The sequence below is a fragment of the Neotamlana nanhaiensis genome, from assembly GCF_000943555.1.
Taxonomy (GTDB): Bacteria; Bacteroidota; Bacteroidia; order Flavobacteriales; family Flavobacteriaceae; genus Neotamlana; species Neotamlana nanhaiensis.
In genome coordinates this window covers 1-20,796 of sequence record NZ_JTDV01000001.1, presented here as the reverse complement: position 1 = coordinate 20,796, position 20,796 = coordinate 1, and the positions used below count along the sequence as shown (strand labels likewise).

At 33.5% G+C, this 20,796-nt stretch carries 17 protein-coding genes; 5 read left to right on the top strand and 12 right to left on the bottom strand.

The window, feature by feature from the left end; all coding sequences use genetic code 11:
- The first annotated feature begins 2 nt into the window (after nt 1-2).
- The 3 genes from PK35_RS00085 (at nt 3) to PK35_RS00075 (ending at nt 4,006) form a co-directional block, all read left to right on the top strand.
- The gene (locus PK35_RS00085) at nt 3-755 is read left to right on the top strand and encodes a LytR/AlgR family response regulator transcription factor (RefSeq protein WP_044624647.1); all 753 of its coding nucleotides are present in this window, start codon (nt 3-5) and stop codon (nt 753-755) included.
- A 105-nt stretch (nt 756-860) separates the two neighbouring features.
- Complete coding sequence (locus tag PK35_RS00080) at nt 861-3,398, top strand: T9SS type A sorting domain-containing protein (protein ID WP_044624646.1); 2,538 nt, start codon at nt 861-863, stop codon at nt 3,396-3,398.
- A 77-nt stretch (nt 3,399-3,475) separates the two neighbouring features.
- Nucleotides 3,476-4,006, top strand: a complete 531-nt coding sequence (locus PK35_RS00075) for a hypothetical protein (protein WP_044624645.1) — start codon at nt 3,476-3,478, stop codon at nt 4,004-4,006.
- Nucleotides 4,007-4,143: 137 nt separating this feature from the next.
- On the opposite strand, the gene dnaN is transcribed toward PK35_RS00075, so the two are convergent.
- From dnaN to PK35_RS00045, 6 genes are all read right to left on the bottom strand, one after another.
- Nucleotides 4,144-5,262 (bottom strand): DNA polymerase III subunit beta, encoded by a 1,119-nt coding sequence (gene dnaN, locus PK35_RS00070; protein WP_044624644.1) that lies wholly within the window; start codon nt 5,260-5,262, stop codon nt 4,144-4,146.
- Nucleotides 5,263-5,347: 85 nt separating this feature from the next.
- Complete coding sequence (gene gldG, locus PK35_RS00065; protein ID WP_044624643.1) at nt 5,348-7,015, bottom strand: gliding motility-associated ABC transporter substrate-binding protein GldG; 1,668 nt, start codon at nt 7,013-7,015, stop codon at nt 5,348-5,350.
- Nucleotides 7,008-7,493: a hypothetical protein gene (locus PK35_RS17000; protein ID WP_052825707.1), complete on the bottom strand. Its 486-nt coding sequence runs from the start codon at nt 7,491-7,493 to the stop codon at nt 7,008-7,010. Before PK35_RS17000 ends, gldG begins: the two co-directional genes overlap by 8 nt.
- Complete coding sequence (gene gldF / locus PK35_RS00055; RefSeq protein ID WP_044624642.1) at nt 7,493-8,209, bottom strand: gliding motility-associated ABC transporter permease subunit GldF; 717 nt, start codon at nt 8,207-8,209, stop codon at nt 7,493-7,495. Before gldF ends, PK35_RS17000 begins: the two co-directional genes overlap by 1 nt.
- Before the next feature lie 57 nt (nt 8,210-8,266).
- Nucleotides 8,267-8,563: a putative quinol monooxygenase gene (locus tag PK35_RS00050; RefSeq protein WP_044624641.1), complete on the bottom strand. Its 297-nt coding sequence runs from the start codon at nt 8,561-8,563 to the stop codon at nt 8,267-8,269.
- Between the two features lie 15 nt (nt 8,564-8,578).
- On the bottom strand, nt 8,579-9,472 hold the full coding sequence (locus PK35_RS00045) for an SAM hydrolase/SAM-dependent halogenase family protein (protein ID WP_044624640.1): 894 nt from the start codon (nt 9,470-9,472) through the stop codon (nt 8,579-8,581).
- A gap of 156 nt (nt 9,473-9,628) precedes the next feature.
- Here PK35_RS00045 and PK35_RS00040 point away from each other — a divergent pair, with 156 nt between their 5' ends.
- Both PK35_RS00040 and PK35_RS00035 read left to right on the top strand, forming a co-directional pair.
- Entirely contained in the window at nt 9,629-10,582 is a 954-nt protein-coding gene (locus tag PK35_RS00040) for a PhoH family protein (RefSeq protein WP_044624639.1), read from the top strand.
- Between the two features lie 199 nt (nt 10,583-10,781).
- Nucleotides 10,782-11,747, top strand: coding sequence for a phosphoribosylaminoimidazolesuccinocarboxamide synthase (locus tag PK35_RS00035; RefSeq protein WP_044624638.1), 966 nt, complete (start codon nt 10,782-10,784; stop codon nt 11,745-11,747).
- 78 nt (nt 11,748-11,825) lie between these two features.
- Here PK35_RS00035 and PK35_RS16995 read toward each other — a convergent pair whose 3' ends face one another.
- From PK35_RS16995 to PK35_RS00005, 6 genes are all read right to left on the bottom strand, one after another.
- Nucleotides 11,826-13,088 (bottom strand): hypothetical protein, encoded by a 1,263-nt coding sequence (locus tag PK35_RS16995; protein ID WP_131474380.1) that lies wholly within the window; start codon nt 13,086-13,088, stop codon nt 11,826-11,828.
- A gap of 7 nt (nt 13,089-13,095) precedes the next feature.
- A complete protein-coding gene (locus PK35_RS00025; RefSeq protein ID WP_044624637.1) occupies nt 13,096-13,590 on the bottom strand; it encodes a T9SS type A sorting domain-containing protein in 495 nt (164 codons plus the stop codon).
- A gap of 187 nt (nt 13,591-13,777) precedes the next feature.
- Nucleotides 13,778-15,694 (bottom strand): OmpA family protein, encoded by a 1,917-nt coding sequence (locus PK35_RS00020; protein ID WP_044624636.1) that lies wholly within the window; start codon nt 15,692-15,694, stop codon nt 13,778-13,780.
- 31 nt (nt 15,695-15,725) lie between these two features.
- Nucleotides 15,726-17,735, bottom strand: a complete 2,010-nt coding sequence (locus tag PK35_RS00015) for an OmpA family protein (RefSeq protein ID WP_044624635.1) — start codon at nt 17,733-17,735, stop codon at nt 15,726-15,728.
- An 11-nt stretch (nt 17,736-17,746) separates the two neighbouring features.
- On the bottom strand, nt 17,747-18,676 hold the full coding sequence (locus PK35_RS00010; protein WP_044624634.1) for a PorP/SprF family type IX secretion system membrane protein: 930 nt from the start codon (nt 18,674-18,676) through the stop codon (nt 17,747-17,749).
- 12 nt (nt 18,677-18,688) lie between these two features.
- Nucleotides 18,689-20,796, bottom strand: a 2,108-nt coding sequence (locus PK35_RS00005; protein ID WP_044624633.1) for a T9SS C-terminal target domain-containing protein, incomplete at its 5' end; no start/stop codon positions are given.

The window sequence follows — 20,796 nt, the reverse complement described above, 5'->3', positions numbered from 1 at the left end:
ATATGAAAGCGATAATTATAGACGACGAAAAACGCGCCAGACATTTACTATCAAACTTACTAACCGAACATTGCGTAAGCATTACAAGCATTGAGGAAGCACAAGATTTAGCATCTGGTGTAGATTTGATTAAAACCAGTAAACCTGATATTGTTTTTTTAGATATTGAAATGCCTAATCAATCGGGATTAGACATTTTAGAATACTTTCCAAACCACGTCGATTTTAAAATCATATTCGTAACGGCATACAACCAATATGCAATTGAAGCTTTCAAACTGTCGGCTGTAGATTATTTGTTAAAACCAGTTGATACAACCGAGTTAAAAGAAGCAGTAGCAAAAGCTGAAGAAGCGATAAGAGCCAACAATTTAAACGACCAATTAAACAAGTTACGCGACTCGTTAAAGCAACTCTCAATGGACAAAATAGCTTTAGAAATCCCAAAAGGAATCATGTTCGCGTCGCATAATGATATCGTCTATTTTGAAGCCGATGGTATGTACACCAACGTACAACTTATAGATGGTAAACAAAAAACCATTTGTAAACCGTTAAAGCATTTTGTTGAGCAATTAGAACGCAATGCGATGTTTTTTAAATGTCATCGTTCATATTTAATCAACTTAAAATACGTAGATGAATTGGTTAAAGACGATGGCGATTATTTGCTAATGAACAATCAAAAACGTATTCCAATTTCAAAATCTAAACGCGATCAGTTTCTTGAAGTAATCAAGGAAACGTTTATGTGATTTTCATTCAGAAAAAAATTAGAGCTATTCAGAAAAAAGCATGTTAAAAACCTTTAGGGTTGCCCTTGTTTTGTAGTTGATTAATTATAAAAATTCTCAACTACAATGAAAAAAACATTACTCTTATTTTCCTTTTTAATAGCGACTGCATGGTTTAGTATACATGCTCAAAATGTTAATATTCCCGATGCTAATTTTAAAGCTTATCTTGTTGGAGATGCATCGATTAATACCAATAGCGATAGTGAAATCTCTGTTGCTGAAGCCCAAGCATTTTCAGGTCAATTATTGGTAAATGGTTTATCCATTTCAGATTTAACAGGTATTGAAGCCTTTGTAAATATTACACGTTTAGATTGTTACAGCAATAATTTAACGGCTTTAGATGTTAGTAGTAACCTTGCCTTAACCCGTCTACACTGTGCTGCTAATCAAATAGAAACGCTAGATATTAGTGCAAATACACAAATTACAGATATTCAATGTCATAATAATGGTGTGTTAAATGCATTAAATATTGCAAATGGTAATAACGTTAACATCAATTGGATGAAAGCCTATGGTAATAGCTTATCGTGCATTCAAATAGATGCTGGTATTACACCTCCTGCTGAAGCTGGTATTTACAGTCAAGGATGGACCAAAGGAACTTCTGCATTTTATAGCGACGATTGTGCTGCCTTAAACCAAATTGTAAACATTCCAGATGCTAATTTTAAAAGTTTTTTAGTAAACGATGGCAGTATCAATTTAAATAATGATACTGAAATTACAGTTGCTGAAGCACAAGCTACAAACGAGTTAATTATGAACGGTATTGGTATCGCAGACTTAACAGGTATTGAAGCTTTTATCAATTTAACGCGTTTAGATGTCCCAAATAACAGTATCTCAACAATTGATGTAAGCAACAACTTATCTCTAACACGTTTGCATGTTGCCGCTAATAACCTAACAAGTTTAGATATTCGCTTAAATACAAGTATCACCGAAATTTTCTGCTACAATAACAGTCAGTTAGAGACTTTGTTAGTTTCCAACGGAAATAATAGCAATTTCGATTACATGAAAGCTTACAGTAACCCAAGCTTATACTGTATCGAGGTTGATAACGGATTTTCGCCACCAGCAAACAGTGGTCAGTATGTTGTAGGTTGGACTAAAGATGCTCAAGCAAGCTACAGTATTAATTGTATTCCTTCTGTACACTACGTTGATGCTACTGCAACAGGAGCAAATGATGGTAGCTCCTGGGCAGATGCTTTTACAAATTTAGGAGATGCTATAGTAAACACCAGTTTAAATGATGTTATTTGGGTTGCAAAAGGAACCTATACTTTAGTAGATAAAAACTCGCCAATCACTGTTACTACCAATGAAATTGATATAATTGGAGGTTTTTCTGGAACTGAAGCAACTTTAGAAGACAGAGATTTAGCTTTAATACATACAACTAATGCAACCATTTTTACAGGTGATATTAATGGTGATGATATTGCTGGTGATTTCACTTCAAATAAAACCGATAATGCAGAACGTTTATTTGAAATTAGAGCTCACGATGTTACTTTTGATGGTATCGTGTTTGAAAACATTTATGATACATCACAATCTGGTGGAGTAGAGGAAAATGGTATCATGTTTATTCCGAATAGTTTAGATATCACAAACCTAAAAATTAAAAATTCGCTAATTCAAAATAATTATTCAAACGGATATTTACTTAAAATGCGAAAATTAAGCGGTGGTTTATATTTAGAAAACACAAAGTTTATAAACAATACCATTGTAGATAAGGGCTTAGTTTACGTACAATCGGATAGTACAAATGGTTATATTTTTACCCGTTGGGCTAATGTGTTAGTAGCCGATAACGATATTAATGATGCCGTTTTAGATATTTTTAGAGCAGATTACCTTAATGGTAATACTTTAGATGTTGTTATTACTAATAGTACATTTACTAACAACGACTATAACAGTACTCTTGGTCATTCTATAAAGGCATCAGGAAACGGCAGTGTTAATTTAAATGTTTACAATTCTATATTTTGGGATAACACCACCAATGGTGCAGCTTCAACTAGAGACATTACAAACGGAACTGAAACGAACTATGATGTTGTTGTTGCAAACACCATTGCTAATGTATCATCAAACGCTGGAACTAACGGCTCATTCTCTGCAACAAACGTAACAACCTTAGATCCAGCAACAGATAATTTAAATTTAGATAGCGATTATAAACCAACAGCTAGTTCATCTTACATTATAGATAACGGGGATAACTCTTATTATGATGTAGCTTTATTCGGTACTTTAGATTTATCAGGTAACGAAAGAGTCTTCAACACTACCATCGATTTAGGAGCTTACGAATACAATTCAACCTTAAGTACGGAAACAATTATCTTGAATGAAAAATCAGTAAGATTATTTCCTAATCCTGTAAAAGATAGAATGTTCGTAAAATCGAATGAGCAAGTAGAACGTGTGTCTATTTACAATATTAACGGACAATTGCTTAAACAATTTAACAATATAGAAAATGGCATTGATGTATCTGTATTACCATCAGGTTTGTACATGATTCACATCAAGACCTCAAACGATGCTATTAATCGAAAGTTCCTTAAGAACTGAGTTGGTGTGTAACATCAGCTTTATTTGGCGCTCACTTTTGTGGGCGCCTTTTTTAACCAAGTAATTTAAAAAATCACATGAAACATTTAAAAAAAATCACATTCATATTCCTAACATTTTTATTAACCGCTTGTTCATCTAATGATGATTCCAAAACTTTAGAAGCAAATTTCATACAAGTTGGCGAGTCTTCTTTTGAAATGAAAACAGCAGTAGTAGAACCTTCTTTAAACTCGGTGTTTTTAAGTTTAACCAATAACACAGAAGCTGAAATTATTGCTTCTTTTTCTGGAACAACATTTAATAATGTCGATTATTTTTCAGCAAGAATTAATGCGTTTGATCTTTTAACAGGAGAAACTTATAATTTAGATGCGATTTCTAGAGTAGAATTTATTGTTGATGGCGATGTTATTGATAGTGAATTTGAAAATGGTTTTAGTCAATTTTATAAAAGTGGAAGTAATTCTAATTTAGAAGTTGTAGCAGGAAGTATAACAGTAATTGATTATGCTGTAGATGTTATTAGTTTATCTTTTTCGTTTACAAGAAGCGATGGTGTAGAAATTACAGGCGTTTATGAAGGTGATTATTTGTATTTCGATTAAAGCAGTATTTAAATCATTATAGTCATAAAAAAAGCTCACCAAAAAAAGTGAGCTTTATGCTTAAGCAACCATCTAACAAAGGTCTAGCTGGAATTCAAAATAATTAAAGACTTATGCAAAAGCAAACATATGCTTAATTAACTATTAAGCATTACTGGCATAACCAGCATTGTTATTTGCTCTCCTTCATCTAAACCATCAACAGGTGTTAAAATACCTGCCCTGTTTGGCATACTCATTTCTAATTGTACTTCATCGGCACTTAAATTATTAAGCATTTCGGTTAAAAAACGAGAGTTAAAACCAATTTGCATGTCGTCGCCTTGGTAATCGCAAGTTAAGCGTTCTTCGGCTTTGTTACTGTAATCTATATCTTCAGCAGAAATGTTTAATTCTGCACCCGCAATTTTTAAACGTATTTGGTGTGTTGTTTTGTTAGAGAAAATACTAACACGTTTTACAGAATTTAAAAACTGATTTCTATCGATAACTAATTTATTTGGGTTTTCCTTAGGAATAACCGCTTCGTAGTTAGGATATTTACCATCAATTAAACGACAAATTAATTCTGAGTTTTCAAAAGTAAATTTCGCATTCGAGTCGTTATATTCAATAGTAACATCATCTTCATTAGTGGCTAAAATACCTTTTAGTAAGTTTAAAGGTTTTTTAGGCATAATAAATTCGGCTACTTCGTTAGCTTTAATGTCTTCACGCGTATATTTAACCAATTTGTGGGCATCGGTAGCAACAAACGTTAAACCTTCAGAAGAAAACTGAAAAAACACACCACTCATTACTGGGCGTAAATCGTCGTTTCCTGCCGCAAAAATGGTTTTACTAATAGCGGTAGCTAAAATATCGCCACTAACTACTGTTTTACTTGGGTCTTCGAGTGCCACCGCTTTTGGGAATTCATTACCATCGGCATAAGCTAAAGCGTATTTACCATGATTAGAGCTAATTTCAACCGTATTATTTTCTTCAATAACAAAGGTTAAAGGTTGCTCCGGGAAGGTTTTTAAAGTATCTAATAACAAACGTGCAGGAATAGCTACGCTACCTTCGCTATCGCTTTCTACGTCAAGAATAGAAGACATGGTAGTTTCTAAATCGCTGGCAGAAACGGTTAATTTGTTACCATCTAATTCAAATAAAAAATTATCTAAAATAGGTAAGGTGTTAGAGTTGTTTATTACACCACCTAAAACTTGTAATTGCTTTAATAAATAGGTGCTTGATACTATAAATTTCATGTAATAGCTTAGTTTTTAATTGCAAAATCTACTATTTACAAATATATTCCATACAGTCTATATTTGGAAACAAACTTATCAACATTTAAGCCGTGTATTTTCGCTTTCTAAAGTAGGTAAAAAGACCTCCAAAAAAGGCTAATAAAATAAGCGGAAGTACGATGTTTACTAGTTGCCACGTGGTTTTTTGTTTGGCTATTTTTTCTTGGTCAAGAAATGCAACGGCTATTTCTTTCGAGCGAATGTTTATAAGTCCGTTATCGTCGAGTAAATAATTTACCGTGTTTAGCAAAAATTCTTTATTTCCGTAGAGTTTTCCAGTCCATCTGTCAAAACCTAATTCTTGAGGTACATTTCTTGCCACATCGTTTTTTATAACATCGCCATCGGCAATAACAACCATTTTCGTGTTGATACTTTTATTTTTGACGTTGGAAAGCTGAAATGGTTTTACGCGATTGTTGTAAGCTGAAGTAAATTCTCCCTCTAACAATACCGCTAAATTTTGTTTGCCTTTGTTAAATGTTGAAGGATCTTGCTCTTGCGTAACAATATTTAAACTTATTTCTCTTGGAATACCTTCTAAACGAGTTAGCGGCGCTGTTTCCAGCAGAATAGTTTTCTTGATATTGTTTTTTAAAGTATCAATTTGATTAGCAAACTCGAATTTTACAATATCCAAATTATTGACAATAGGATGATTGTTATTTATACCTGCCAATGGCGAATAAGGCCATCGTAAATTTTGAAACTGAGATTCGCTACCGCTACCCATAGCTAAAGTAATTGGAGCAGAGTAGAGTGTGCTTGTAATTACAGGATTTATACGTACACCGTATTTAAAGAAAAAATCGGTTAAGTTTAAATCGCGACCAACAGCAAAATTACGACCAGCATCGTTGTACAAGCTGTCTTTTTCCATGGCAACAGCATCGATAAGCCATAAACTTTTACCACCATTCATGGTGTATTGATCTAACACAAATTTCTCTCCTTCAGTAAAAGGTTCTAATGGTTTTGCAGAAATTATTAAATCGAATTGTTGTAAATCTTTTAATGTTTTTTGCGGATTTGTGTTTACGCTATCTAACGTAAATGGTGCGATTAAATAATATTCACCAATGGTTTTTACAAAATCGGCAATGTATTTATCATCGAATTCTTTATTGCCTTTTAAAATGGCTATTTTTTTACTTTTATTTTGCGTGAGTTTGCTAAATCCATCCGCGAAAGCGTACTCTAAATGTTGCACCGAATTGGTGACTAATTCTTGTTGCGAAGAACCAATTTTATTTTTTACCAACGGAATAATAACCGTTTGCTCGTTGTAACTAGCCAAAGCCCAAGGGAAAATAATGGCTTGTGATGATTTTCCATTTTCTTGAACCGTAAGTTGCATGGGCGTTAAACCACGTTGCGTAAGTTGTTGAATATTTCTGTCGCGCGTATCATCATCTTCTAACGGATTAATAAAATTGAAGACAATATTCGGGTTTTTAGCTTTAAACTCTTCAAGTAGTTCTTTGGTTTCTTTTTGAAGCCGTCTAAATTCTGAAGGGAAATCGTCGCCTTCTAAAAACACATCAATAATTAAAGGAGAAGTTACATTTTCAGTAATTGTAATGACCGATTCACTTAGTGTATAGCGTTTATCGGAAGTTAAATCGAAGCGTTTATAAATCTTATTGGCAATTATATTAACAGCAATAAGCCCAACAAAACATAGCGTTATGTATTTAAGAGTTTTATTCAAAAGATTGTTCTAATTGATATTGTTTTACCGTGGCTACCTTTTCATTTTTAAAAACCAATTCTAAGCATTCTTGCATGTCGTTTAAAGCCCCAGGTTTAAAACCTAGGTTATAATTCCACATTTCGGGCGAATTTGCCTTAATGTTATCATCCCAACTGTACCATTCGCTAGTACCTAGCTGTTGTTGTACTTCGGTTTTTGTTTTTCCTATAAAAAGACTATCATTAATAATACTACCACTCATTTCATAACGTAAAGCGGGTTTCGCTTCCCAAGCTTTAGCATTGAAATACTTTTCGTGATGATAACTAACAAAAATATTTATAAACGGATAAAATATATAAAAATACACCACAGGTGTAAGTACCAAACTAACTAAAAAGGTTAACCATTTTCTGTTATCTATGGTGTTTGTAAACAACCAAACAAGAGCAAAAACAATAACTAAAAAAACTATAAATAAGGGCGTAATAATCATTATTTTTCTTTGCTAATATTTAGTTTGGTTAATAATAAAAAGAAAACAGTTAGACTTATAAAATATACCAAATCCCTGGTGTCTAATACGCCACGACTCATACTTTTATAATGTGCACTCATACCAAATTGATCTATTATGTTGCTTGAAGTAAAGTCTGCAACACCTTCAAACCCAATATAAAAAGCAAAACAAATAAATACTGAAGCGATAAAGGCAACAATTTGATTGTTGGACAGTGTTGATGTAAACACGCCAATAGCAGTGTAAGCCGCAACTAAAAATAAGAGTCCAAAATATGAACCTAAAGTACTGCCAACATCTAAATTACCTGTTGGATTTCCTAATTGATAAACGGTGTAAACATATATAAGCGTTGGTACTAAAGCAATTAGAATTAATAAAAATGCGCCAAAATATTTACCTAAAACAATATTAGTTTTTGATACTGGTTTGGTCAATAAAAGCTCCATAGTGCCTTGTTTTTTCTCATCAGAAAAACTACGCATGGTAACGGCAGGAATTAAGAAAATTAAAATCCATGGAGCCAGCAGAAAAAAGGATGATAAATCGGCGAAACCGTAGTTTAAAATATTAAATTCACCTTTAAATAACCATAAAAATAAACCGTTTAAAACTAAAAAAATCGCAATCACCAAATATCCCATTGGCGAAGCGAAAAACGTATTTATTTCCTTTTTTAAAATTGCTAGCATGAAATTACTTTACACAACAAATTTACCATTTTGTTTTACAAAACCTAATAAGAGTTACTATTCTAAACTTATTAGTTTTTCAACACTCCAAGCTTTTGGTGGTTTGCTAAACAAGGGCTTTGTTTTGCCCCAAACCTCACTAAACAACTCCGATTTTCTATAGTTTTCAAGTGCATCTTCGTTTTCCCAATAGCTATAAGTAAAAAATACTGTTGGGTCGTTAGCATCACGATAAAGTTCTAAAAATGAGCAGCCTTCAAAGTTTCTAATATGGTGTTTATGATTGTTGAAGTCTTCCAGAAAAACATCAATATTCTGTTTATAAAACCCCATTTTTACTATGCGAACTAACATATGTTAAAAGTTAAATTAGTATTTATTTGCGTTACTTAAATTTGGCGGCAAATTATCGGGTGTTGTTAAAACTTTATTGGGTATAAAATTTATGCTTATGGTATCTAAAGGGCCTAAACCCAAAAGGGTAGAAGCGCTCCCAACAGTAGCCGGATTACTTTTATAAACTGCAATTTCTAAAAAATTACCCGAATTAAAAACTACCAGACGTTTTCCTTCGTCGTTGCGTTTATTTTCAGGAACTTCAAATTTTACAATATCACTGTATTTATTGTATATTTTTTTAAACGTATAATTACGAGCCGAAATTTCAAAATGTCTTCCTTTTTGTATGGTTTCAAAAAAGCTTCGTTTTATGTTTGTAACCACATTACCATAATTATCAATATAAATAACGCTACCAATAATTTGGGTTTTATCGTCGTTTACGTATGGTTTAATATTTCTAATAGGTTTAATTTCGGTAATTGATTTTCCAATGACATCTAATGTGCCACCACGAGCAATATGGCAAGCCACTTTAACAAACACATCTAGAACAGGGAAACTAGTCGTTAACTTATCGTGAATGTTTATTTCAACAATTTTTTCGGGAGCTATTTCGGCACAAATCATGCTCATTATACCATTATTAGCACATATAAAATAGTGGTCGTCTAGTTTTATGGCAATGTGCTTGTTTTCTTCATTTAATTCAGAATCTATACCTATAATATGTATGGTTCCTTTAGGAAAACTGCCATACGCATTTTGTATAATATAAGCCGCTTCTGGAATATTAAACGGTGATACTTGGTGTGAGATATCAACAATTGTAACATCGGGTAATTCACTGTAAATTGCGCCTTTTGTCGCACCAGTAAAGTAATCTTTAGCACCAAAATCGGTGGTTAATGTTATAATTGGCATGTGTAAAATTGTTGATATGTTTTTAGTAAAGTGTCTCTCAAATTTATGTATTTTTGAGTTGTATCACTTAGATTTACAAAACTAATAAATCCTTTGGTCTGATTTATTATTAATTTTAAATAATCAGAACGAAATTTAAAACTTAAAATAACACTTTTGAACGAAATTATCATTGAACTTGAAGAAATTAGCCCAAAAGAGTTTTTTGGAGCTCAAAATGCTAATATCGAATTATTAAAAAAGTACTTTCCTAAACTTAAAATCGTAGCGCGAGGAAATAAAATTAAAGCCTTTGGCGACGAAGAATTACTAGAAGAATTCGATAGGCGAATTACCATGCTCTTAAAACATTTTGGAAAGTATAACAAGATTGATGAAAATACCATTGAACGTGTACTTACAAGCCAAAGTAGTGATGACTATACCACCTCGAAACAAAGCGGCGAAGTTATTGTTCATGGGGTTGGCGGCCGATTAATTAAGGCACAAACCGCAAACCAACGCAAACTGGTTGAAACCATGAAAAAAAACGATATGGTTTTTGCTATTGGTCCTGCTGGTACTGGTAAAACGTATACTGGTGTTGCCTTGGCGGTTCAAGCCTTAAAAAATAAAGAAGTTAAACGCATTATTTTAACACGTCCTGCGGTTGAAGCAGGTGAAAATTTAGGGTTTTTACCAGGCGATTTAAAGGAAAAGTTAGATCCGTACATGCAACCACTTTACGATGCGTTACGCGATATGATTGCGCCAGAAAAATTAGCACATTACATCGAAAATGGCACTATACAAATTGCACCATTAGCGTTTATGCGTGGTCGTACACTCGATAATGCTTTTGTAATTCTTGACGAAGGCCAAAACACAACGCATGCCCAAATGAAAATGTTTTTAACGCGTATGGGTAAAAATGCCAAGTTTTTATTAACGGGCGATCCTGGGCAAATAGATTTACCGCGTCGTACCATTTCAGGTTTAAAAGAAGCGCTTTTAATACTTAAAAATGTAGAAGGCGTAGGCATGATATTTTTAGACGATAAAGACGTTATTCGTCACTCACTGGTTAAAAAGGTTATCGAAGCCTACAAAAGCATAGAAAATAGAGACTAATTTTTATTAGTAGCTAATCCCGCTTTCCGCTATATCTTTTTTGCTTTTAATGGCAAAAAAGGATGCCGCTTCAATCGGGGCTAGGGGTTAACGTACAAAAAATGTATTTTTGCAATTAATTTTAAGAGCAGAAACAAAAACCAAAAATATGGAGTGCCAATAGCTGAGAGCTAAAGGCTAAAAGCTAAAAGCTAAAATAATGAGTAATACAATAATCGATACCAACTTCAATTTTCCAAATCAAAAAAGTGTATACAAAGGAAAAGTACGTGAAGTTTATAACATAAACGACGAGCAATTAGTAATGATTGCAACCGATAGACTCTCTGCATTCGATGTCGTAATGCCAAAAGGTATTCCTTTTAAAGGGCAAATTTTAAATCAAATTGCCACAAAAATGATGAAAGATACCGAAGATTTGGTGCCAAATTGGTTAGTAGCCACACCAGATCCTAATGTAGCCGTTGGTCATTTATGCGAGCCTTTTAAAGTAGAAATGGTGATTCGTGGTTATATGAGTGGTCATGCAGCTCGCGAATACAAAGCAGGAAAACGTTTATTATGTGGTGTGCCGATGCCTGAAGGTATGAAAGAAAACGATGCGTTTCCAGAACCTATAATTACACCAGCTACAAAAGCTGAAATGGGCGATCACGATGAAGATATTTCTCGTGAAGATATTTTAAAACGCGGTATTGTGTCGGAAGAAGATTATGTTGTTTTAGAAGATTATACTCGTAAACTTTTTAAACGCGGTACCGAAATTGCTGCAAAACGCGGATTGATTTTAGTAGATACTAAATACGAATTTGGAAAAACTAAGGATGGTAAAATTGTTTTAATAGATGAAATTCACACGCCAGATTCTTCACGTTATTTTTATGCCGAAGGGTATCAAGAACGACAAGATAAAGGTGAAGCACAAAAACAGTTAAGTAAAGAGTTTGTGCGCCAGTGGTTAATTTCTAACAATTTTCAAGGTTTAGAAGGACAAACCGTACCACACATGAGCGACGAATACATTGAAACAGTTAGCGAACGTTACATCGAACTTTACGAAAATATTACAGGAGAAACTTTTATTAAAGGTGATGTTAGCGATATTCAAAGTAGGATAGAAGCTAATGTTTTGGAGTATTTAAACAAGATAAAAGGAACCCAATAATTTGTTGGTTTTCATAAATAAAAAAATGGTGTCTAATTTAAATAGTCCACCATTTTTTTATGTATGATATATTTAGATTTATAATAAATACCATTTGCCATTCGCATAAATAATATGAATTGTGCCAGCACCAGTCAAAGAAGTTGGAGTTGTAATGTCAAAAGAGGGATTAGCTTGGAGGGTTTTTCCGTTAGGATTGAGTACTGTTCCATTTACATGATGTATACATATATTTTGACCTTCTGTAGGTGATGCTGGTAATGATATTGTTGATGTTCCTGATGCAGATGCAATTTGGTTTTCGTTTGTTAATGTTGTATCTGAATTAACTATTGTAACTATCCAACTTGGACTACCACCAGAAGGTAAATCAATCCACGCGTAATTTCCAGCTCCATCAGTTTTTAAAACTTGTCCGTCGTTACCACCAGTAGGTAATTCAATTTCGTTAGTAACCGAACCATCAACTTCGGCAGTTAAATAGCCATTGTTTGCTACATAAGCATCAACTTGTGTTTCGGTTAATTGTGTGTTGGTATCAGTAGTTTGGTCTACCCAAGCATAATTTCCAGATCCATCAGTTTTTAAAACTTGTCCGTCGTTACCACCAGTAGGTAATTCGATTTCGTTAGTAACTGAACCATCAACTTCGGCAGTTAAATAGCCGTTGTTAGCAACAAAAGCATCAACTTGTGTTTCGGTTAATTGTGTGTTGGTATCTGTAGTTTGGTCTACCCAAGCGTAATTTCCAGCTCCATCAGTTTTTAAAACTTGTCCGTCGTTACCACCAGTAGGTAATTCAATTTCATTGGTAACTGAACCATCAACTTCGGCAGATAGTTTGTTATTCCAATTTGTAATATCGGTGTTTGATATTGAATTAGCAGGTGATGAAGCAAACGTAGGGTCGGTTTCTGTAATGCCGCCTTTAATACTTTCAGCAGTTTTAGCATGTAAAGCATAAGGAACACTTAGAAGTTGACTGGTTCCTGTAATAGTGTAGCTGCTGCCGCCTTCAGGGTCAATTTCAGTTTTAACAAAATAAGTATCGTTACTCCAATCAATAGTACTAAAAGTACCACTTACAATGTTACCGTTTCCAATTTCAATACTAATAAGTCCGTTTTCATTAGTGGAAGGTGTTTGGGTTTCAACATAAATTGCAGTTCCTGTAGCCGAAGTTTGCAAAATACTAATTTGAATACCAACAGGTTGCGAAACTAAAATTTGGTCGCTTGAGTTTCTAATAATCGCTTGATAGCTTAATTTTTCTGGTGTTTGCGCGAAAGTTATGCTGCTAAACAACATTAGGAAGCTGGTTAGTAGGTAAAGGTTTTTCATGATTTGGTTAATTTTTTATGATTTTGAAGGTTTTTGTTGAATGGTCTTTATTATTTTTTACTTTAAGTATATAAGTTGCATTTGGTAAATTATTAACATTGATTTGGGTGGTTTTATCGGAAACCATACCAGCTTTAACTTGTTTACCCGTTATATCGTACAAACTATACATGAAACTGTTCGTTTTAAAATCACCAGCTTTAATGTTTAAAACAGATGTTGTTGGGTTGGGATAAGTAGAAACTTCAACATTGGTTTGTACATCTACAATGCTTAACGTAGCATTGGTAAATGTAAATTGAATGCCTTGAATGGCAGAACCGTTGGTTCCTGTAGTTTTTTCTTGAATAATTTGCCCAATGGAATAGTTAGCACTACCGCCAGAACCCACGGCTGTATGTCCAGAAGACAAAAATGCATTTTGAGCCTGCATTTGGCTTGGTATAACACTTAACAACAAGGTTATTATACCAATTTTTAACATTACTTTTTTAGGTATCATTTAATTCGATTTTGGGTTTAATTTTCGATAAAAGGTTAAAATCATCGTTCAAAAGTAATATTAACATTTGTAAAGAGCAAATTTCTTACTTAAAAAATGTGTGTTTTTTTGTTTTATTTAATTTTTCTCATAAAAAAAGCGCCTAAAATTGAATTTAGACGCTTTAAATAAGAAGGTATTGTAACCTTTAATTTACTATAATTATGAAATCTGTTCGACGATTTTTTTGGTGTTCTTCTTCGCTGCATTTGGTATTATCATCGCAGTTATTAGTTAAATTACTTTCACCAAAGCCTTTATAACTAATAATTCTTTTAGGGTCTACACCGTGATTAACTAAATAATTAAATGAAGACTCGGCGCGTTCTTGTGATAATTTTAAATTGTATTTACTCGATCCTCTAGAATCGGTAAACGATTCAATTTTAATGATCATGTTAGGATACTTGTTCACCATAAAATTAACAATTCTGTTTAACTCGTTGGTATCAATATCTCTAATTTCAGATTTGTTATAATCAAAATAAATAGGGTAGAACTCAGCATTCTGTATTGCTTCAATAATTTTTGGATTTAACTCAATATTTTCAGTAATTCTAGAAACCGATTTATCTAAATTTTTAGTAGTTATTATTGATGTTAAATCAATATATCCTTCTTTTAAAATTTTAATACCATAAATATTTTCACGCTCCACGTTAATTTCATAATGACCGTTTTCATCGGAATAAACGGTAGCAATTTCTTCTCCAGTAGGTGTTACTAGAACTACTTTACTATTTGCAACTGGTTCTTTAGTATCGATATTTGTTATATTACCTTCAACTACTAGTTGGGGTAATTTATGATAGGCATAAATATCGTCGCCACCAGCACCGCCATCTCTATTGGATGCAAAATAACCTGTTAAACCATCGTTATTCATAAAAAACGAAAAATCATCTTTACTTGAATTTACTGGAATTCCTAAGTTAATAACACTAATTATGGTGTTGTTTGTATCTTTTGCTGTTTTAAAAATATCTAATAGTCCTAATCCTAAATGACCATCGGATGAGAAAAAGAAATCGTTGTTGGCATTTAAAAAAGGAAAACTTTCATTTTTTGATGTATTTACAATATTACCTAAATTTTCAGGTTCACTAATAGTTCCGTTTTCACTAAGGTTTACATAGTAAATATCCGATCCGCCATAACCTCCAGGTCTATCGGAAGTAAAATACAATTTGGTATTATCGGCATTTAATGCAGGGTGCCCATTAGAAAAATTAGAACTATTAAAAGGTAATTCCTCAATGTTTGTCCATTTATTATCAATTAAAGTAGCTTTGTAAATTTTAAGATTGGTACTACCAATTTGGTCTTTACCTCGTTGGTTTTTTATGAAATCGTTTCTTGAAAAATACATGGTTTTACCATCGTTTGTAATGGTAATTGGGCCATCATGGAATACCGAATTAACTTTGCCTTTTAATTTGTTTTTGTGGTTTACGGTACTGTCTGTAATACTTTGCGCCACATATATATCTAGAAAAGGTTCGTTGTTCCAACCGTATTTTTTCTTTGTAAGCACACCTTCATTTCTTGAAGATGCAAAATAAATATTACCGTTATATTCGTAGGCTCCAAAATCACTGTATTTTGTGTTAAGCTTTACGCTATCTAAAAAATACTCAGGTTTAGCCTCGTTAATAGTGCTTAAAAATTCCGAATCGTTTAAAAGCGACTCATTGTTTAAATTACCACCAGCTTCAACATATTTTTTTAACCAAATACGTGCTTCATCGTAATTTTCATTTCCGCGAAGTGCTTGAGCATATTTATAATAATAGTCTGGTAAAACATCGACTTGATTTAATGCTTTTTTATAAAAAACCGCAGCACTATCTGGATTTCTTAAATTGGTATATGAATTTGCTAATTGTAGCGCAGCATATACGGTGTCTTTTTTAGTATCTATTAAACTATGATAAACTTCTGCTGCTTTGGCATAAGAAAATTTGTTAAATAAATTATCGGCTCGTTTTAACTGACCGTTTTGAGCATAAGTTACTAAACTAAGCAACCATGCTATATGGCAAAAAATATAGTATTTTAATTTCATGGGGTCTTATTTAATTAAAAAGTTCTTAGGGTTATTCCATTTTAACTACTACAAATTCTGTACGACGGTTTAATTGGTGTTGGGCAGGACTACAAGGTATGCCATCGGCACAATTGTTTATTAGTCTGCGCTCACCGTAACCTTTATATTCAATAATGTTTGAAGGGTTTACTCCTTTAGAAATTAAATAATTGTACGTTGATTTTGCTCTATTTGTAGATAAAATATCGTTATATGCTGTGGTTCCTCTAGAATCGGTATGTGCTTCTATTTTAATAGCCATTTCAGGATAATCTATGGTCATTAATTTCACAATTTTGTCTAATTCTAAAGCGTATTCTTTACGGATGTTATATTTTTCGAAATCGAAATAAATAGGGTTTAGTTTAGCTGCTTTTACAGCGGTAGAATCAGAATTTGATTCTGCATTAATTTCAGCGTCATTGTCGTATCCCAAGTTATTGGTGTTTAAACCAGCTAATTTTACTACATCAGGTACAGGATTTAACAATAAATTTGCTGTAATTGATGTGAGTTCTGTTTGAATTTTTTTTGAAGTGAACGTTCTGTAATCATCGATATATTTATCTTGACTAGCAACAATTTTAAAGTCCTCGTTTCTGTCGATATTAATTTGATAATACCCATTTTCATCGGTTTCCATATAGGCAATTTCGTTACCTTTATCATCAAATAATTTAATTTTAGCTGCAACCACAGGGTTTCCGTTAATGGCATCGGTTACAACACCTTCAACATGTAAAATAGGCACTCTGTGATAAGCATAAATATCGTCACTTCCACGACCACCACGACGATTTGAAGCAAAATAACCAGTAATTCCATCTGGATTCATACTGAATGAAAAATCATCGGCATTTGAGTTTACAGGCACACCAACGTTGATTACACCAACAATGTCATCGTTATTATCTTCATCTTTTAAGGTCGCAAAAATATCAAGTAACCCTAATCCTGTATGTCCATCGGAAGAGAAAAACAATACGTTTTCGTTATTTATAAAAGGAAAGCCTTCGGCGCTTTCGGTATTAATCACTTCTCCCATGTTTTGAAGATTTCTTAGTGTACCATCAGGAAAAATATCGACTACCCAAATATCGGAACCACCTTTTGTACCTGGTCTGTCTGATGCAAAATAAAGCTTTGAATCATCTACATTTAAAGCAGGATGTTGCGTTGAAAAATCATCGCCGTTTATTGGTAAGTCTTCAACGTTTGTCCATTCACCATCAACAAGTGTAGCACGGTAAATTTTCATATTTGTTAACCCGCTGTTGTCTTTAACCTCAATATTTTTATTAAAATTATTTCTAGAAAAATACATGGTTTTACCATCCTTGGTTATTGTAATTGGGCCATCATGATAAATGGAGTTTACATCCCCTTTTATTTTAGCAGAATGATCAACATTTTTTTTCGATTTTACATCGGCTTCATAGATATCTAAAAACGGTTGTTCGTTCCAGCCATATAAGCGTTTAACGGCAACGCCTTCATCGCGAGCAGAAGTGAAATAAACCTTACCGCCTTGCTCAAAAGCTCCAAAATCGCTAAACTTTGAATTAAAACGAAAACGATCGAGAAAATACTGTTGTTCGGCACCAAAAACACTGGTAATAAAGTTGATGTCTTTTGAAAAATCGTTGGCATTAACAACACCACCAGAATCTTTATAACGTTTTAACCATTCTTGAGATTCGTCGTACTTTTTTATGCCTCGTAAAGATTGCGCATACTTATAGTAGTATTCCACAGGCACGTTACCTTGTTTTACAACATTTTTATAGTAACGTGCCGCATTTCTAGGGTCTCTTAAATAGGCGTAACAATCTGCAAGTTTACGTGTTGCATAATCTCTATTATAATTTTTTTGAATAAGTTCTCTATAAACTTTTGATGCTTTAACAAACGAAAACTTATTAAAAAGCGTATCGGCACGTTTTTGTCTTCCTTGTTGTGCAAATAGTGATGTACACACTAAAAATGCGATAACAACTAATATGTGATTTTTATGTTTCATAGAATCTTATATTAGAAATATCTTGGAGATTTTAATTTAGAGTTTATGAATTTAAACTCATACATAAGTAAAATTTCGTGTGTTCCAGTTGTAAAATCCGCAATTTCAGAAATTGGTTTTTCATAAGCATAACCAATACGTAACTGTCGAGATACTTGAAAATCTACAATGCCTCCAAATGCAGCAGTTTCATTATTTATTCTATAAGAGCCACCAAGCCAAAACTTATCAAAAAACAAGAAATTAGCAGTTAAATCGTAGGATAGAGGTGCGCCGTTTGTTGCTTTAATTAAACCTGCTGGCTTAAATTTAACAGTACGACTTAAATCTATAACGCCACCTAAAGTGAAATAATAACTGATACGTTCTAGAGCTTCAACATCGTTATTTCTATTACTAAAGTCGTGTGTTAATATTCTTGGAGCCGATAATCCTGCATAAATTCTGTTAGTACTCCAATAAATACCAGCACCAACATTTGGTGTCCAACGATCTTCAGTTCCGTAAATTAAAGGATCGGATAGATTTGATTGGTCTAACCTAAAATCGCTATCGAAACTAAATTGTGTAAAACCACCTTTAATACCAAAAGCTAATTTACCTTCGCGTCCCGTTGGAATAGCATAAGAGAAATCGGCATATAAATATGAAAAGTTTTGAGGGCCTAAATCATCTTCAATAAATGATAATCCTAAACCAATTCTATCATTTCTTAATGGTGTGTGAATTGATAGTGTTTGAGTAATAGGACCACCTTTAAAGCCAACCCATTGGCTACGATGTAAACCAACAATACTTAAAGCTTCTCTACTACCAGCGTAAGCAGGGTTAATAGAAATGGTGTTATACATGTATTGAGTAAATTGCGGTAATTGTTGGGCTACACCTATTGTACAGCTAAACAAAGCAATTGCGATTATGTTTAATTTTAAAAGTTTCATAGGTTAAGGTTATTATTTAGTTCCTAAATAAATAGGGCCGGTTAATGGGTTTAATCCGCTATCTCTTAATTTAATAATGTAATAGTATGTTCCGTTTGGTAATTTTCCAGCATTCCCGACGGAAGTACTAGGAGAACTACCGTCCCAATCGCCTTTGGCTCCGGAGGTTTCAATACTACCTAAAGTATAGTTGTTCGATTCATAAACTAAAGCACCCCAACGGTTAAATATTTTAACTTCGGCAACAAATCCACATAAATCAATACCTTCAATATCAAAAGTATCATTATATCCATCACCATTTGGAGTTATGGCTTTAGATATTGTAATATCATTTTCACCACAAGGTAATACCACACAATCGGCATGAACATTCATAATTACTTCGGTTACACTTAAACAACCTTGATCTGTGGTTGTATATCTAAATCTATAATCAATACCGCCACTTTCTGGCAAAAAGTCTTCACTAAGTTTAAGTGTTGTGGGATCGAAAATGTTATCTGTTAAAGTAGCGTCTAAATTACCTTCGAGTAATTCCCAAGTTCCAGAGGTATTAATTGAACTAGAAAGTGTATTATTTAAATCTACAACACCATTGTCATAACAAACGTCTTCAGCAACAACTTCAGAATAAATTTCATCTAAAGTTACATTTAATGTTTGCGTGTATACGGCTTGGTTAGCACATTCATCCATAACCGTCCATGTTCTAGTAATTTGATAATTTTCATAAACATTATCTTGGAATGTACTCACTTCTTCAAACGATACCGTTACGTTTGCAGAACAATTATCTTCAAAAGCTATAGATGGTGCATCAGGAATATCGGTACAACTTACGTCAAGAACTTCCTCAAAGGTTGATGTTGGTACAGGAGCCGTTGTGTCTTGTACTGTTATTGTTTGAATATGACTTGTTGTTAAACCACATTCGTCGGTTGCCGTCCATACACGAGTGATAATATAGTTTGAAGGACAGTTGCCACTAGTTGTTGTGTCTACAACAGTTACAGTAGCATCTCCACAGTTATCTGAAGCTGTAATAGTTTCAGCATCAGGAATAGCATCACATTCAACAGTAATATCTCTTGGCATAGTTTCATTGAATGTTGGAGCAGTCGTATCTTGAACAATAATGTTTTGCGTAAATGATGTTGTTAAACCACATTCATCTGTAGCAGTCCAAGTACGTGCAATAGTATAATTATTTATACAATCTCCATCTGTTCTATTGTCACTAACCGTTACGGTAGCCGAACCACAGGTATCGGTAGCTGTTAAAGTTTCAGCAGCAGGAACAGCATCACATTCCACAACAATGTTTGCAAGTGGTAAAGCTTCAATAAACTCAGGAGGCGTAGTATCTTGTACCGTTATAGTTTGAATGTGCGTATTTGTTAAACCACAATCGTCGGTAGCTGTATATGTTCTTGTAATTGTATAGTTTTGATCACAATTTCCAGCAGTAATTTCATCTTCAACTGTAACCGTTGCAGAACTACAATTATCGGTTGCAGTTAATGTTACAGCCGTAGGAACCGCGTCGCATTCTACCACAATATTACTTGGTAAATTCGTTTGATCAAATTCTGGTGCAGTAGTATCAGACACTGAAATAGTTTGATCAGCTGTTGTAACATTACCACAAGAATCAGTAGCCATCCAAGTTCTGGTAATAGTATAAGTTCCTGCACATGCTCCATTAGTTGTAACATCTTCAAACGTTATTACTGGGTTAGGATCACAATTATCAGTTGCAGTTGCAGAACCAAAAGCAATAGGAGTCAAATCATCGCTACATTCAGCTGTTACATTCTGAGGTAAATTAAGAACAGGACCCGTGGAATCTTTTACTGTAATAGTTTGGGAAACTGAACTGGTATTATTACAACTATCAGTAAAACTCCAAGTTCTTGTTATAATTATGTTGCATGAATCTGAATCATCAATTACATCTTCACCAATAGTATTGTAATCACCAGAACAACTATCAGTAGCTGTTAAGTATCCAGGCTCTGGTACTTCATCAATACATTCATAAGTAATATCAGAAGGTGCTGTCGGTAATTCCGGAGCTGTAGTATCAACAATTGCAAAAGTTGCAGTAGTTGTTGCTG